The following is a 13,961-nucleotide window of genomic DNA, read 5'->3' as shown; positions in this document are numbered from 1 at the left end:
TCTTGATGCGTTCTTTACGCCCGAACGGACGATGGTGTTCGTCTCTGCGATCACTACGGTCATGCTGTCCAATTTCATCCCACGGGGGACCCATGAATCCGCAGTACCGCGGCGCCGTCTTCAGCGCCGCCCTCGGTGTCGTCTTTCTCGGCATCGGCGGCTTTCTCGCCACCTCGACCGACGTCAGCTGCGGCGACGGCGGCAAGCAGATGCAGCCCGGCGACCAGTGCGTCACGATCGCGAAGGACGGCACCCGGACCGTCGAGACCTACGACGAGGCGCTCTCCTCGCAGCGCACCACCGGCGGGCTGACCGGCGGCGTGATCGGCCTGGTCTTCGTCGGCCTGGCCGGGCAGCAGATCGTCGCCGGCCGGCGGCGCGAGCGGGAGTCGGCCGCGGCCGCGCAGGCCACCCGCGAGCTGCTCGCGATCCCGATGCCGCCCGAGGCGCAGGCGCCCGCGGCGGCGCCGCCGCCCACGGTGCCCACCGACGCCGTCCAGGCCGCGTACTCCGCGCAGCTCGGCGGGTACGTCCGCTCGATGCAGCCGGGCAAGCGCTCCGCGATGCTGGTCTACCTCGGCCTGGTCGCCCTCGTCGCCATCTTCCTGTTCGCGCTCGTCGCCGGCCAGGGCGGCACGACGATGCTGGTGTTCGGCGCATTCGCGCTGGTGTTCGTCGGCGTCTTCGTCGCGGTGCTGGTGCGCTCACCGCTGGTGTCGAAGAAGGCCCGGCTCCTCGGCTTCCACCTGTTCGCGCACGGATTCGTGCAGGCGACGGCGGCCGGCATGCAGGCCTACCGGTGGGACCAGATCATCACGATCTACCAGTCGATCATCCGGCAGCAGGTGTACGGCGCGACGACCAACACGAACTACGCGTACCAGCTGGAGTTCGCCGACGGCCGCTCGCTGCGGCTGAACAACTTCTCCGCGGACATGCGTGAACTCGGCCCCATCCTGCAGGAGCAGGTGGCGCGGGTGCAGGTGCCCCGGGCCATGCGCTACCTGCACGGCGGGCGCTCGATCCCGTTCGGGGCGTACACCGTGAACGCCGGCGGCGTGACCAACGGCGGCCGCAGCGCACCGTGGACCGACATCGCCGGCGTGAAGATCGAGAACGGCGGGCTGCGGCTGTGCCGGCCCGGCGGCAAGACCATCCTGGGCGGCCGGAAGGTGCGGGACATCCCGAACTTCCTGACGTTCGTCACGCTGGTCGACGCGCACGCCGGACAGCCACAGCCCGCGCCGTCACCCACGCACGGCTAGGAACTCCTCCCAGGTGCGGCGGCCGACCGCACGGTCCGGGGCCAGGTTCGCCCCGTCCCGGATCGCGCGGTACGCGCCGCCGCCCATGGGCATCCGCACCATCGGCCGCCGCTTGTGCACCGCGCGCAGATAGGACCGCACGAGCTCGTCGAAGCCGTACGCGCGCGGCCCGGCCAGGTCCGGCACCAGCCCGGCCGGCTCCCCGAGGGCGAGCTCACCCAGGCGGGCGGCGACCTCGGCCCCGTCGACCGGCTGGAAGCGCACCCCGGCCGGCACCGGGATCACGGGAAGCTTCGCCAGCCGCTCGACGGTCGCGAGGGTGAGCTCGTGGAACTGGCTCGCCCGCAGCGTCGTCCACGGGATGCCGGACCCGGCGACGAGCAACTCCGCGGCTCGTTTGGCCCCGAAGTACCCGAACGCCGCCCGGTCCAGCGCACTGCACACCGGCACGCGCTCCGCGCCGACGACCGAGATGAACACCACGTGCCCGACCCCGGCCCGGACCGCCTCCCGCAGGAGGTTCGCCGCCTTGACGTCGTCGCCCTTGGCCGAGCCGGCACAGTGCACGATCGTCGCCGTACCGTCGACGGCTTCGGCGACATGTTCGTCGGCGGCCAGATCGCCGACCGCATAGTCGATCCCCGGCGCCGGTTCGGCCGGCCGCCGCCGGGTGAGCACCCGGATCGGACGGCCCGCGGCGCGCAGGTGGGGCAGGAGCAGGCGGCCGAGCGTACCGGTGCCGCCGGTGACCAGAATCGTCGTCATACCACCCCGACCCGCGGCCGGGCGCGAATGTGACTACCGCGCGTTGAAGACCCGCAGGGTCCACGCGTCGAGCTTGCGCCACGCGTCGCGCACGAGCTGGCGCGCGGCGGCGGGCTGGACGGGAGGCAGCGGAAGCATGGGCATCTCCTTCGTAATTTTCGATGGCTTCTGGATCGATCCAGAACGTCCACCACCCACGGTAGATGACGCTCCGTGATCGTTTCCACCGCTTGCGGTGTGGGCCGCGCCACGCCCGCGGATTCGCTAGGGTCTCGCTCCGTGGCGCTGCGACACGCGTATGAGGACCTGGCGTACCGGCCCGAGTTCGGCACCCTCGTGGTCCGCGACGCCGGCCCGTGGGCCGAGGCCCGCCCCCGCCCAGGCCCGCTGCTCGGCGACGGGGCGATGCACCTGCAGCCGTCCGGAACGTTCGCCCGGGCCGGCGACGGCTGGTTGGAGGCGCGGGCGTACGGCGACCGTTTCGAGGTCCGCCTCGAGGCCCACGACGAGCCCCCGCCGCCGGAGGACACCGCCTGGACGGACGTCCTGGAAACCCCGCTGATCTCCGGCGGCCGGATCGGCCTGACCACCATGACCGGCGGCCCGGCATCGGACGCCTTGCCGCTCGGATTCGGCCCCGCGCTGTACCGGGTGCGCGTCTGCGCCCGTGCGCACACGTTCGCGCTGCGCTGCTGGCCGGTCGACGGCCCGCTGGACCCACCCCGCCGCCTGCGGCGCGCCGAGGCTTCGCCGGCCCCCGGCCCGGAGGACGTGTCGGACATCGTGATGCTGCTGCTCTGGGCGAACGCGGCGCTCACCCTGAACGAGCTGGCCGACCGGACACTGCGCGATCCGGCCGACGTCCGGGCGACGATCGAACGCGCCATCACCCGGGAGCGAGTGCTCGCCTCCTTCGACCCACTCGTGTTCCTGGACGCGGACGGCCGACGACGCCCGCTCGAACCCCGGACCGCCCGCCCCCCGCTCACCCCACCCCCGCCGGACGACGACCCCGAGGCACCCCCACGCGCAGGAGTGGTCGCCGGCGAGCACGTGCACGCGCGCATCGCGGGCACCTGGACCGTCATCGGACACTGGCCCGGCCAGTTCCCCCGCACCGCACTGCAGACCCGCTACGGCACAGTCCTCATCGCCGCCGGCGGCGTGGCCTTGACCACCCCGGACGGCCACCTCGACCTGCTCAGCGCCGGCGCCGGCACCGACTGCCACCTGAACGCGACCGGCACCCTCCTGGCCCTGTCCGAGCGCGGCCGCGTGCACGTGATCGACCTGGCCACCGGCACCCACGACGTCATGCCGTGGCCCGAGAGCCCGCTCCTGCAGGTCATCGGCCTGCACAACGACACCGTCTACGCCAACACCGACCAGGAAACCCTCCGCTGGCGCCCCGGCACCACCCCCACCCCGATCGGCGGCCGCCTGCGCAGCCTCGACCCGATCAGCGGCACCGCCCTGGAACAGGGCAATCGCCTGTGGCGCCCGGCGACAGGCTGGACCCCGATGGCCATCACCGACCGCACCGCCCGGCTGATCCCCGGCGGCCGGTCCCTGGAGCACTGGCAAGGACAACCGCCGCAGTTGTACCTCTACGAGCCCCCCGAATCCGCCCAGCCCGCAACCCGCGTGATACCACTGCCCGGCGCCGGCCGCCGGTCCCAGGGCCCCGACCCCTACCACCCGTCCGGCCGAGTCTGGGAGTCCCCGGACCGCGTCCTGCTGCGCGGCCGAAGCGGCGGCCTGTACCGCCTGCTCCTCTCGACCGGCCAGGTCCACCGCCCAGCCCTGCCCGACCGCGCCACGGGAGCCATCCCTGTCAGTCCACTGTGGACCTGATCATGGTGGTGCTGATCCAGGTGTCGTGCCACCGCTTCGGCGAGCCCGGCGCGCAGCGCGTCGTCGGTCACCGGCCCGCACGAGCCGTCCGCGCGGTGCCGTTCGGACGGGAACAGCGGCGCGTCCGGGTTGTTGACCCGGTCGTCGGACTCCCATCGTGGACCGCCGACCCACCAGTCCAGCAGCGCCCGCGGTCCATTGATCATCGGGAGCAGGCGCTCCCTCTTGCCGCGGCCCCGGCTGCCTTCGCCCCGCAGCAGAATCTTGCCTAAGCTGCCCAGTTCCCAGCACAGATCGCCCATGCGCAGCAGGCAAGCTCGGAGATTCGTGGACCGATCAGGCTCGACAGCCGTGCCCCCGTGTAGTTACGAGCGACAGGCGCGTACTTGCGGGCCCCGTCCATGTCGGCCCGCCAGCCAGCGAACAGCTCCTCGATCTCCGCCGGCGACGGCGGGATACGCAACCGTGCTGCCTGCCCGCCGCGGGGCCGGTTGACCTCATCCAGTGGCGACTCGACGACCCAGCCGGTCGCGGCGTGGATCGCCGGCTTGTGCCGCAGCTCCAGAAACTCGACGGACACGCCGATCGCCGCGGCCTTGCGGACCTTCGTGCCCGCCGCTTGCGCCCGATGGTGACGGCCGAAGAACCGGTCCACGTCATGCGGCTGCATCTGCCACAACGGCTGGCCGAACCACTGCCGGACCTCCGCCACAATCGACACGTCCGCCCGAATCGTCGCGTCCGTCACGCCCGCCGACGACCGGGCCAGCACGAACTCCGCGAGCAGGTCCGGCTCAAACGCGGCGAGCTCGTCGACGGTGTCCAGCCGCGAATGCAGGCGCAGATCCCGCACCACCGCCAGCGCCACCCCGGGCCTCCGCTGACAATCCGATGTATTCACCTCAACAACGAGGCAACGTTCAGGAACCTCGAAGCAAGACGGGAAATCCACCCAACGAGCGCAGTGCCTCCCGCAGGATGCGCCGGTACACCGTGCCGCTCAGCCAGCGCGCGGATCGAGAGCATTTACGGCGCGCGTCGCGGCGGATCACCTCGAACAGCTCCACCCGGGATCTCAACCAGCCCCCTACCGCGATGCGACACGGGACCGCCGAGATTCAGCCCGCTGGTGAGGCCAATATCAACCGTCACAAACACTGGTCGTGTCACCCAGGTGGGGCCAGATATCTCCGTCATGCAATGACTTCGGATCCGGGTGGGGCCAACTTCGTCCGCCACAAGCCGGCGAGGTCCGGCACAGCCAGAATGTCGATTCCGGGCATACTTCGTTCGTATGGCCGGTATGACGAACGCACGCATCCTGCTCGACGGGCTGAAGCTGGTCGAGTCGCCGCGCTGGCACGAGGGACGGCTCTGGTTCTGCCACTGGGGCGCCGGTGAGGTCATCGCCGTGACGCCGGAAGGGGACCATGAGGTCGTACCGCTCGCCGGCGGTGTCGACCCGCACACGATCGGCTGGCTGCCGGACGGGCGCCTGCTGGTCGTACCGAAGAATCCGGAACCGGACGGAGGACTGCTGCGGCGCGAGGCCGACGGCTCGATGGTCCCGCACGCCGATCTGTCCGCGCTCCCGCCCGGCCTCAACGAGCTCGTCGTCGACGGGCGCGGCAACGCCTACGTCAACGGGGTCGGGTTCGCGTTCCTCGAGTTCATCAAGAATATCGACCCGGCCGACCCGCGGCCGCTGACCGAGCGCCCCGGCTACCGGCCCGGCTTCATCGCCCTGATCCGCGCGGACGGCACGGTCGTGCGGCAGGAGCACGACATCGCCTTCCCGAACGGCATGGCGATCACACCCGACGGGCGGACGCTCATCGTCTCCGAGTCGTTCGCGGGTGTGCTGACCGCGTTCGACATCGAGCCCGACGGCACGCTCACCAACCGCCGCACGTTCGCCGACGGCCTCGGCCCGGACGGCATCTGCCTCGACGCGGACGGGGCGGTCTGGACGTCGAGCGGCGGCAACGAGGCCGTCCGGGTGGCCGAGGGCGGCAAGGTCCTGGACCGCGTCGAGCTCGACCGGGCGCCGTTCGCGGTCATGCTGGGCGGCGAGGACGGGCGCACGCTGTTCATCTGCGCGGCGAAGTGGGACGCGCAGGACCCGTTCGCCGCGCGCACCGGGCAGATCCTCGCGGTACCGGCACCCGCCGCGCACGTCGGCCACCCGTAGACTGCGCGGCATGGCGTCGGTGCGGGTGGAGACCATCGTGGCGGCGTCACCGGACGTGGTGTGGGCGGCGGTCGCCGATGTCGGCAATGTGCACCGGCGCCTGCTCCCTGGCCGGGTGGCCGATGCGCGCATCGAGGGTGACGAGCGCATCCTGACGATGCCGGACGGGACCGAGGTCCGGGAGCTGATCGTGGCGATCGATCACGAGCAACGCCGTCTCGCGTACTCCGTGCAGGGACCCGGCCGCCTCACGCCCGCCCATCACCATGCGGCGTTCGAGGTGTACGACCACGACGGCACCCGGGCCCGGCTCGTCTGGACGACCGACGTCCTGCCGCACGACCGCGCACCGGCGGTGCGGGCGCGGGTCGAACGCGGCATCGAGGAGATGCGGGCCGTCCTGGAGTCAGCCGCCGCCTGACGCGCTCAGGTGTCCTGACGGGCGCGCTCGACCGCGGCCAGGGCGCGGCGGCAGATGCGGGCCTCGTAGTGGTCGCGGCCGTAGCGGCCCTGCCAGATGTCGCGCGCCCGGCGCAGCGAAGCGGCCGCCTCGTCGAGCCGGCCCAGGCCGAGCTGGATCGCGCCGAGCACGGCCGCGTCGGCCGCCACCTCGGGCGAGCCGCAGCCGCGTTCGCGCGCGTGCCACACCAGGGCGGTGAGGGCCGCGATCAATGCCTCCTCGTGCCGCCCGCGCGCGTGGGCGAGGCCGGCCAGGTTGTGGTGCACGACGCCGTGCAGGCCCGGGTCGGCGAGGGCGGCGGCGTAGTGGGCGGCGGCCTCGTCGTACCGGCCGGTGTCCTTGCACAGCACCCCGAGCGCGTTGCGGATCGCCGGTTCGGGCGGCGCGGCGGTCAGCACCGCCTCGGCCTCGTCGAACTCCCCGAGCTCGCGCAGGCAGTTGCCCAACGGCAGCGGCGCGTCGGCGGCCCGGAACGTCTCGACCGCGTCCTCGTGCCGCCCGAGCTGGAACTGCAGGTCACCGAGGGTGACCCGGGCCGCCGTGAGCTCCGCCGAGCGTCCCGTGCGCTCGAACAGCCGCACCGCCTCGACCGCCGCGGCCAGGGCGTCGATGTGCCGATCGGCCGCCCATTGCCGCAGCGCCCGTCGATGCGAGCGCCGGGCCTGGGCGAGCATCCGCAGCGGCCCGACGGCGGCATGCAGCGGAAACGGGGACCGCAGCGGCCGGCCGGTCCAGGTGAGGGCCATCATGTCAGCCAGTACGCAACGCCGCCGCGCCGGGTTCAAACCGTCACGCCCGGGCGGTGAAGATGCCCTGGTTGCGCGGGCGCGGGACGATGGGAACATGGACGTCTTCGCCCCGTACGTCGGAACGTTGCTCCTGCCGGACAAGGCCCCGTTCGGCAGCGAGTCGTCGGTCACCCTCGCCGACGGCCGCCCCGTCGCCGTGATCCGCTGGCACAACTGGTCGATGCGGGCCCGCTACGAGATCCTCGCTCCCGGCACGGGCGCCCCGCTGGCGGCCGGTCACCGGCAGGGCTTCGGCGGGCGGAACTACTACCTGACCGACGCCCAGAGCCGCGCGCTGTTCCACCTCAAGCTCGGCTTCTGGGGCCCGAACCGGCCGAGCGTGCTGACCCTGGCGAGCGGCCGGGTGCTCAGTACCCGCGGCAACTGGACCTCCCGCCGCTTCTCCGTCACCGACGAGCAGCAGCGCGAGGTGGCCCGGCTGGTGAACAACAGCCCGATCCTGTCCATGCGCCCCGACGGCCTGGCCTTCGAACTGCAGAGCCCGGTCCTGTCGATCGTCCAGGCGATCGGCCTCGCCCAGTCCATGCGCGCCGCCATCGAGGCGAACCGGAGCGCGTCGGTGGCCGCGAGCGGCTGATCTGGCGGACGGTCTCACTGGCACCGTTGGATACGGCGCGATGTTCTGAAAAGCGGTGGGGGAGCTTCGCTCCACCCACACCCCCTCAACACCGCACCGGGTCCTGCGCGGATTGCAGCGCGGGGCCGGATCAGTGCGATTCGGCGGCGGCGGCGACCCAGGCGGCGATCTCGGCTCGGCGGGACGCGCCCAGTTTCGGCAGGATGTGCTCGATGTGGGTGGCCACCGTGCGCGGCGAGATGAACAGGGCCGCGCCGATCTGCCGGTTGGTCGCGCCCGTCGCCACCAGCCGGGCCACCTCCGCCTCCCGCGCGGTGAGCGGCTTCGCGCTATCGTCCACTGTGGACCAGGGCGCCGAGGGGCCGGTGACGGGTTCGCCGGCGGCGAGGGTGCGGCGGCCGGCCTCGGCGGTGAGGGTGGTGGCCTCGGCCGGGCGGCGGGAGCGGTGCGCGGCGCGGGCGCGGTCGTGCAGTGCGGCCACGCCCTCCCAGAAGCGGCGGCGCTCGTCCCAGCCCGTGGAAGCCGCGGCCAGGGCGGCGCGCGCCCGGCCGGTCTGGCCGGCGGCGAGGTCGAGCAGGCCACGGGCGTGGTCGAGGGCGGGCAGGGTGCCGGGGATCATGCGGTACCGTAGCCGCTCCTCGCACTTGGCAAGGAATTTGCGCGCGGCCGCGGTGTCGCCCGTGCCGAGGTTCGCCCGCACGCCGGTGACGACGAACGGGAACAGGTAGGCCGCGTCCCACGACGGTTCCGAGAGCTCCCAGCCGCGCTCGCACCACGCGACGGCCTCCGCCGGGTGTCCACTGTGGAGGGACAGCTCGGCCAGGCCCCAGACGGCGGGCGAGAGGCGCTGCAGCTCGGCGATGCTCTCGCCCAGGACGCGCGCCTCGTGCAGGATGCCGGCGGCGGTGTCGAGGTGGCCGGTGCCGATCGCGAGGTAGCCGAGCACGTGCAGCGCGGTGGCCCGAGTGCCGAGGTCGCCGCGCCCGTCGGCGAGGGCCTGCTCGGCCCAGCGGCGCGCGCCCGTCCAGTCGCCGGTGGCCCACAGCACGTGGCCGACGTGCGCGGCCATGTAGTTGCGGTCGTTGAAGCGCTCGATCCGCTCGGCGAACGCGTAGCCCTCACGCAGGACGCGCAGCCCGCGGTCGTACTCCACGAGCGCCGACGCGCAACACCCGATCATCCGGTGGCCGCGCGACACCTCGGCCTCCAGCCGCGCACCGGTGGCGTGCTCGACGGCCGTGGCCATCAGCTCCCAGCCCTCGGCCATCCCGCCGAAGACCAGCGCCGCGCCGAGGGTCGCGTCCACGTTGACGCGCGTCTCGCCGTCCGCTTCGACCGCCTGCGCGCGCCGGCCGAACTCGATCGAGTCGTCGAGGCAGCGATCGAGCATGTACGCGGCCGACAACGCGGCCAGAAGGCGCGCGCGAGTGGCGCCCGCGTTCGCTTCGCCCAGCAGGGTGAGCGCCTCGCGCAGCAGTTCGTCGCGCTCGTCGATCCCCGCGCCGAGGCGGTGCCGGGCCTCGGCCAGGTCGGGCGCGAGCGCGGCCGCGTCGACGTCGGCGCCGAGGGTGCGGAACAGCTCGTACGCGGCGGTGAGCGCCTCGGCCGCGCCCTCGTTGTCGTCGACGGCGACGAGCTCGCCACCGAGCTCGGCCAGCACCGCCGCCCGTTGCGCGTCCGGCGTGCCGGCCGGGGTGGTACGCCGGGCCCGCCGGTAGAGGTCCGCCGCCTCGCGGTGCGCGGACAGCCGGGCCGCTTCCCGCGCGGCCGTCAGCGCGTGCGGGTACGCCTCGCCGGGGCGGCCCGCGCGCTCGTACTGGTCGCTGATGAACGCATCGCGCAGTCCGGCCCGCTGCGCCGCCCGGGCCGCGCGGGTGTGCAGGTCGCGCCGGCGCAGCGGACTCAGGCCGGCGTGCAGGGCCTCGCGGATGAGCCAGTGCCGGAAGTCGTACCGCAACGCCCCGCCCGGCTGCACGAAGGCGCGCTCCTCGAGCTCGCGCAGCGCCGCATCGACCGCACCCTCGGCGCCGGACGTCATGGCGTGCAACAGGTCCAGGTCGAACGAGCGCCCGATGACCGAGGCCGCGTCGGCGAGGGCCCGCGCGTCCGGGCTCAGCGAGGCGGCCCGCGCGAGCACCGCGTCGGCGAGCGTGTCCGGCAGCGCCGCGTCGCCGCGCAGGCAGGGGCCGGTGAACTCCTCGATGTGCAGCGGCACGCCGTCGCTGCGCTCGTAGAGGGCCGCCGCGACCGCCTCCGGCACCGCCGCGCCCGCGATCCGCGCCGCCATCTCGGCCGTCTCGGACCGGGGCAGCCGCCCGAGCCGCGCCTCCTCGGCCAGCCGGCGGTTGAGCAGGCGCGCCCGCCACGCTCGGGTCGGGGCGCGCGGGTACAGCTCGTCCGTGCGGTACGTGCCGACGATGAGCAGCGGCGTCGTGGCGATGTCGCGCGCCGCCCGTTCGAGGGCGTCCAGCGTCAGCTCGTCCGCCCAGTGCAGATCCTCGAGCGCGAGCAGCACCGGCCCGTCGGCGGCGCTCGCGGCGATCCGCCCGGCCAGCGCGGCGGTCCGCAGCCGGCGCCGGCGGTGCGGATCGCCGTCCGTCTCGGCCGCGGCGGGGTCGTCGAACGCGGCGAGCATCCCGCCGGCGACCTCGGCGTCGCCCGGGTACGCGGGAATCGTGCGCACCGCGAACCCGGCCGCCGTGGCCCGCGCGAGGATCGCCTCCAGCAGCCGGGTCTTGCCGATGCCGGCCTCCCCGGCCAGGAACAGCACGTGCCCGGCCCCGGCGCGGACCTCACCCAGGCGCCGGTCGGCCAGCGCGAGGAGGTCGTCGCGGCCGATCAGGACCGGACACAGCGGCTGCACGCCCGACCCTAACCCGCCCGGTCTCGCCCAGTCTGTCCGCTCTCCGACGGGCCCGAGCCGACCTGTGACCCAGGTCACTGTCACCTCCGCCCCGGCCCGGCCCGTGGGATCCGGGTGAGGGCAGCATGGACCCGGGAGGGCACGTGGAGCAGGATCTTCGCACGCGGCTGGACGACGAGCTGGCGGCCGCGCCCGAGCCGCCGATCGGCGATCTCGTCGGCGGCGCCGTGCGGCGCGGACGGCGCCTGCGCGCGCTGCGCCGGCTGCGCACCGGGGCGGCGGCCGTCGCGGTGCTGGCGGTGTTCGCCGGCGGCGCGGCCTTCGCGCGCGGCGCCGGGGACGAGTCGGACGCCCAGGTCGCGGCCCCGGTGCACCTGGTGCCCGCGAGCCCCGCCGGCCTGCTGCAGCTGCTGCTCGGCAGCCTGCCGCCGGGTGCGACTTCGCACTACGCCGCCGATCCGACGCAGCCGATGATCCAGGTGTACCTCGACCGCGGCAACGGCCCCGGCATGCTCCGCGTGGCGGTGTCGAAGGCATCGGGCGGTACCGAGAGAACGACGGTTTCCGAACTGCCCGACAATTGCGTGCAGCGGACGATCGTCACCGGCTATCACGCCGACGGGGTGTCGGTGCAGGTGAACGTCGCCTCCTGCCTGGCCTGGGACGGCACGCAGAACGCGCCCGCCGCGCAGGCGCTCACCGTCGAGGAGGCCCGGGCGGTCGCGGCCGACCCGCGGTGGGGCCTGAGCATCGACGAGTCGATCGAGACCGCGGGCGCGGCCCGGTTCCCGCACCTGCCGGCGATCGAATGAGCGATCACGACGACGACTTCGTCGGCTACGCGCGCATCGCGGCCCCGCGGCTGCGGCGCACGGCGTACCTGCTGTGCCACGACTGGCACCTCGCGCAGGACTTCACCCAGTCCGCGCTCGCGAAGCTGTTCGTGCACTGGCCGCGCATCCAGCGCCGGGAGAGCCCGGACGCGTACGCGCGCAAGGTACTGCTGCGCGTCTTCCTCGATCACCAGCGCCGCAGCAGCAGCCGCGAGATCGTCACGGACCGCGTCGCCGAGCGCGCGGCCCCGGACGGCCGGCCCGAACTGCGCGTGACGCTGCTCGAGGCGCTGCGCCGGATCCCGCCCCGCGACCGGGCGATCCTCGTGCTGCGGTACTGGGAGGACCAGAGCATCGACACCGTCGCCGACCTGCTCGGCGTGTCCGCGGCCACGGTGAAGACGCAGAGCACGCGCGGGCTGAACCGGCTGCGCGAGCTGCTCGGCGCCGGCGAGCTCATCGAATCCTGAAGCCGCGCAGCCCTTCGACCGGCTCGTCGAGCGCCTCGACCCCGCTGACCAGGGCCTCGGCCGGGCCCTCGCCGGCCCACGCGACCAGCGCGGCGACCGGTTCCGGGGCGCCCTCGAACACCGCCTCGACCCGCCCGTCGGGGAGGTTGCGCACCCAGCCGGCGACGCCGCGCCCGGTTGCGACTTGCCGGCACGTGTCGCGGAAGAAGACGCCCTGCACCCGGCCGGAGACGAGCACGCGTTTGCGGATCACGCAGCCGACCGTACCCGTCGGAGCAGAAACGCACGCTCGGGTTCGGTCCGGACCAGCCGCAGGGCGTCCTCCCAGGCCGCCCGCGCCGCAGCCGCCCGGCCGAGGCGTTGCAGCAGGTCGGCCCGGACCGCCGGGACCAGATGGTGCTGCGGGAGCCGCTCCGCGAGCCCGTCGGTCAGGGCGAGCGCCGCCGCCGGATCACCCGCCTCGGCGACCGCCACCGCCCGGTTCAGGCGCACGATCGGCGACCCCGTCCGCGCGTCCAGCCGCGCATAGAGCCCGGCGATGCGCGCCCAGTCCGTCCCGGCCGCGGTCGGCGCCCGTCCGTGTTCCGCCGCAATAAGAGCCTCCAGGGTGTACCGTCCAGCGCCCGCACCATCGCGCACGAACTCGAGCAGTTCGAAGCCCTGCCGCAACTCCGTCCGGTTCCACCGGGCGCGATCCTGCTCGGCCAGGGGCACGAGGTGTCCGTCCGCGTCGAGGCGCGCATCGCGGCGCGCGTGCTGCAGCACCATGAGCGCCAGCAGCGCGACGGGCTCCGGCTCATCGGGCAACAGACCACCCAGCTCGTACCCGAGCCGGATCGCCTCCGCCGCCAGCCGCGGCCGCACCAGCCGGGCCCCCTCGGTCGCGCGGTAGCCCTCGGTGAACAGCAGGTACACCGCCGTCAGCAGCCCGTCGAGGCGCTCGGCGAGCTCGGCCGGGGCAGGTGCGCGCAGCGGGATGCCGGCCTGCGCGATCTTCTTCTTGGCCCTGGTCAGCCGGGCCGCCATCGTCGGCTCAGGGACCAGGAACAGCCGGGCGATCTCGGCGGTGGTGAGCCCGGCGCCGAAGCGGAGCATGAGCGCGGCCCGCGAGTCGGGCGCGAGCGCCGGGTGGCAGCAGGCGAAGAACAGCCGCAGCCGCTCGTCGCCGACCTCGCCGGGTTCCGCGCTCGCCGCCGGCTGGTCGACGAGGAGGAGCGGCAGCCGCCGCCGGTCCGCCTCCTCGCGCCGCATCCGGTCCAGCGCCCGCCGCCACGCGGTGGTCAGCAGCCAGGCGGCCGGGTTGGCGGGCACGCCGTCGCGCACCCAGTGCCCGGCCGCGGCCGCGAACGCGTCCTGCAGGCAGTCCTCGGCCAGGTCGAACCGCTTGAGCCGGGTCACGAGCAGCGCGAGAAGGCGCGGCCCGTGTTCGCGGTACGCGCGCTCGACCTCGTCCCGGTGCGCGGAGCTCAGCCGGCCGCCTCGGGTCCGGGCACCATCGGCCGCACCTCGATCACGCCCGAAGGCAGCTCCCGCGCCAGGGCCAGGGCCTCGTCCAGGTCGGCCGCCTCGATCAGGTAGAACCCGGCGAGCTGCTCGCTCGTCTCCGCGAACGGCCCGTCGGTCACGCTGGTCGCGGCACCGTCCCGGCGCAGCGTGGTCGCGGCCCCGGTCGGCGCGAGCTCGGCCCCGCCCCGCAGGGCGCCGCGCTCCATGAGCAGCTTGATGAACCGCTCGTGCTTGGCGTAGATCTCCTGCCTGGCGGCCTCGCCGGTCGCCTGCCACACCTGTTCGTCACCGTACAGCAACAGCGCGTATTGCATGACCTCTCCTCATCGTCCGTTGCCACCATGACGCAGCCGCGGCCCCGAAATCGA

At 73.9% G+C, this 13,961-nt stretch carries 16 protein-coding genes; 8 read left to right on the top strand and 8 right to left on the bottom strand.

Features of this window, described 5'->3' with window-relative positions:
- The first annotated feature begins 92 nt into the window (after window positions 1-92).
- On the top strand, window positions 93-1,265 hold the full coding sequence (locus ACQP00_RS15570) for a DUF6585 family protein (protein ID WP_433219560.1): 1,173 nt from the start codon (window positions 93-95) through the stop codon (window positions 1,263-1,265).
- Here the strand turns inward: ACQP00_RS15570 and ACQP00_RS15565 are convergent.
- A complete protein-coding gene (locus ACQP00_RS15565; protein ID WP_433219558.1) occupies window positions 1,248-2,030 on the bottom strand; it encodes an SDR family oxidoreductase in 783 nt (260 codons plus the stop codon). The two genes, ACQP00_RS15570 and ACQP00_RS15565, sit on opposite strands and share 18 nt — an antisense overlap.
- A gap of 279 nt (window positions 2,031-2,309) precedes the next feature.
- Between ACQP00_RS15565 and ACQP00_RS15560 the strand changes: the two genes are divergently transcribed.
- Both ACQP00_RS15560 and ACQP00_RS15555 read left to right on the top strand, forming a co-directional pair.
- Window positions 2,310-3,884, top strand: a complete 1,575-nt coding sequence (locus ACQP00_RS15560; RefSeq protein WP_433219556.1) for a hypothetical protein — start codon at window positions 2,310-2,312, stop codon at window positions 3,882-3,884.
- 2 nt (window positions 3,885-3,886) lie between these two features.
- On the top strand, window positions 3,887-4,156 hold the full coding sequence (locus tag ACQP00_RS15555) for a hypothetical protein (RefSeq protein WP_433219554.1): 270 nt from the start codon (window positions 3,887-3,889) through the stop codon (window positions 4,154-4,156).
- Here the strand turns inward: ACQP00_RS15555 and ACQP00_RS15550 are convergent.
- Both ACQP00_RS15550 and ACQP00_RS15545 read right to left on the bottom strand, forming a co-directional pair.
- Complete coding sequence (locus ACQP00_RS15550) at window positions 4,153-4,752, bottom strand: hypothetical protein (protein WP_433219552.1); 600 nt, start codon at window positions 4,750-4,752, stop codon at window positions 4,153-4,155. The genes ACQP00_RS15555 and ACQP00_RS15550 overlap by 4 nt on opposite strands.
- Before the next feature lie 52 nt (window positions 4,753-4,804).
- On the bottom strand, window positions 4,805-4,951 hold the full coding sequence (locus tag ACQP00_RS15545; protein WP_433219550.1) for a hypothetical protein: 147 nt from the start codon (window positions 4,949-4,951) through the stop codon (window positions 4,805-4,807).
- 236 nt (window positions 4,952-5,187) lie between these two features.
- On the opposite strand from ACQP00_RS15545, the gene ACQP00_RS15540 reads away from it, so the two are divergent.
- Both ACQP00_RS15540 and ACQP00_RS15535 read left to right on the top strand, forming a co-directional pair.
- Window positions 5,188-6,075 carry an SMP-30/gluconolactonase/LRE family protein gene (locus ACQP00_RS15540; RefSeq protein ID WP_433219548.1) on the top strand — a complete coding sequence of 296 codons (888 nt, stop codon included), beginning with the start codon at window positions 5,188-5,190 and terminating at the stop codon, window positions 6,073-6,075.
- Window positions 6,076-6,085: 10 nt separating this feature from the next.
- The gene (locus ACQP00_RS15535; RefSeq protein ID WP_433219546.1) at window positions 6,086-6,496 is read left to right on the top strand and encodes an SRPBCC family protein; all 411 of its coding nucleotides are present in this window, start codon (window positions 6,086-6,088) and stop codon (window positions 6,494-6,496) included.
- Window positions 6,497-6,501: 5 nt separating this feature from the next.
- Here ACQP00_RS15535 and ACQP00_RS15530 read toward each other — a convergent pair whose 3' ends face one another.
- Window positions 6,502-7,284: a tetratricopeptide repeat protein gene (locus ACQP00_RS15530; RefSeq protein ID WP_433219544.1), complete on the bottom strand. Its 783-nt coding sequence runs from the start codon at window positions 7,282-7,284 to the stop codon at window positions 6,502-6,504.
- A 94-nt stretch (window positions 7,285-7,378) separates the two neighbouring features.
- On the opposite strand from ACQP00_RS15530, the gene ACQP00_RS15525 reads away from it, so the two are divergent.
- On the top strand, window positions 7,379-7,921 hold the full coding sequence (locus ACQP00_RS15525; protein WP_433219542.1) for a hypothetical protein: 543 nt from the start codon (window positions 7,379-7,381) through the stop codon (window positions 7,919-7,921).
- A gap of 130 nt (window positions 7,922-8,051) precedes the next feature.
- Here ACQP00_RS15525 and ACQP00_RS15520 read toward each other — a convergent pair whose 3' ends face one another.
- Window positions 8,052-10,784, bottom strand: a complete 2,733-nt coding sequence (locus ACQP00_RS15520) for an ATP-binding protein (RefSeq protein WP_433219540.1) — start codon at window positions 10,782-10,784, stop codon at window positions 8,052-8,054.
- A 143-nt stretch (window positions 10,785-10,927) separates the two neighbouring features.
- On the opposite strand from ACQP00_RS15520, the gene ACQP00_RS15515 reads away from it, so the two are divergent.
- A complete protein-coding gene (locus ACQP00_RS15515; RefSeq protein WP_433219538.1) occupies window positions 10,928-11,596 on the top strand; it encodes a hypothetical protein in 669 nt (222 codons plus the stop codon).
- The gene (locus tag ACQP00_RS15510) at window positions 11,593-12,087 is read left to right on the top strand and encodes a SigE family RNA polymerase sigma factor (RefSeq protein WP_433219536.1); all 495 of its coding nucleotides are present in this window, start codon (window positions 11,593-11,595) and stop codon (window positions 12,085-12,087) included. Before ACQP00_RS15515 ends, ACQP00_RS15510 begins: the two co-directional genes overlap by 4 nt.
- Here the strand turns inward: ACQP00_RS15510 and ACQP00_RS15505 are convergent.
- The 3 genes from ACQP00_RS15505 to ACQP00_RS15495 form a co-directional block, all read right to left on the bottom strand.
- Entirely contained in the window at window positions 12,074-12,340 is a 267-nt protein-coding gene (locus ACQP00_RS15505; protein WP_433219534.1) for an acylphosphatase, read from the bottom strand. The two genes, ACQP00_RS15510 and ACQP00_RS15505, sit on opposite strands and share 14 nt — an antisense overlap.
- Entirely contained in the window at window positions 12,337-13,485 is a 1,149-nt protein-coding gene (locus ACQP00_RS15500) for an RNA polymerase sigma factor (RefSeq protein WP_433219532.1), read from the bottom strand. The genes ACQP00_RS15505 and ACQP00_RS15500 overlap by 4 nt, the downstream gene beginning before the upstream one ends.
- A 68-nt stretch (window positions 13,486-13,553) precedes the next feature.
- Window positions 13,554-13,907 (bottom strand): YciI family protein, encoded by a 354-nt coding sequence (locus tag ACQP00_RS15495; protein ID WP_433219530.1) that lies wholly within the window; start codon window positions 13,905-13,907, stop codon window positions 13,554-13,556.
- Window positions 13,908-13,961: the final 54 nt, after the last annotated feature.

Origin of the sequence: Dactylosporangium sp. CS-047395 (assembly GCF_050942185.1) — a bacterium.
Lineage (GTDB): Bacteria > Actinomycetota > Actinomycetes > Mycobacteriales > Micromonosporaceae > Dactylosporangium.
The sequence above is the reverse complement of the archived record's forward strand: the minus strand, read 5'-3'. Positions and strand labels throughout refer to the sequence as shown.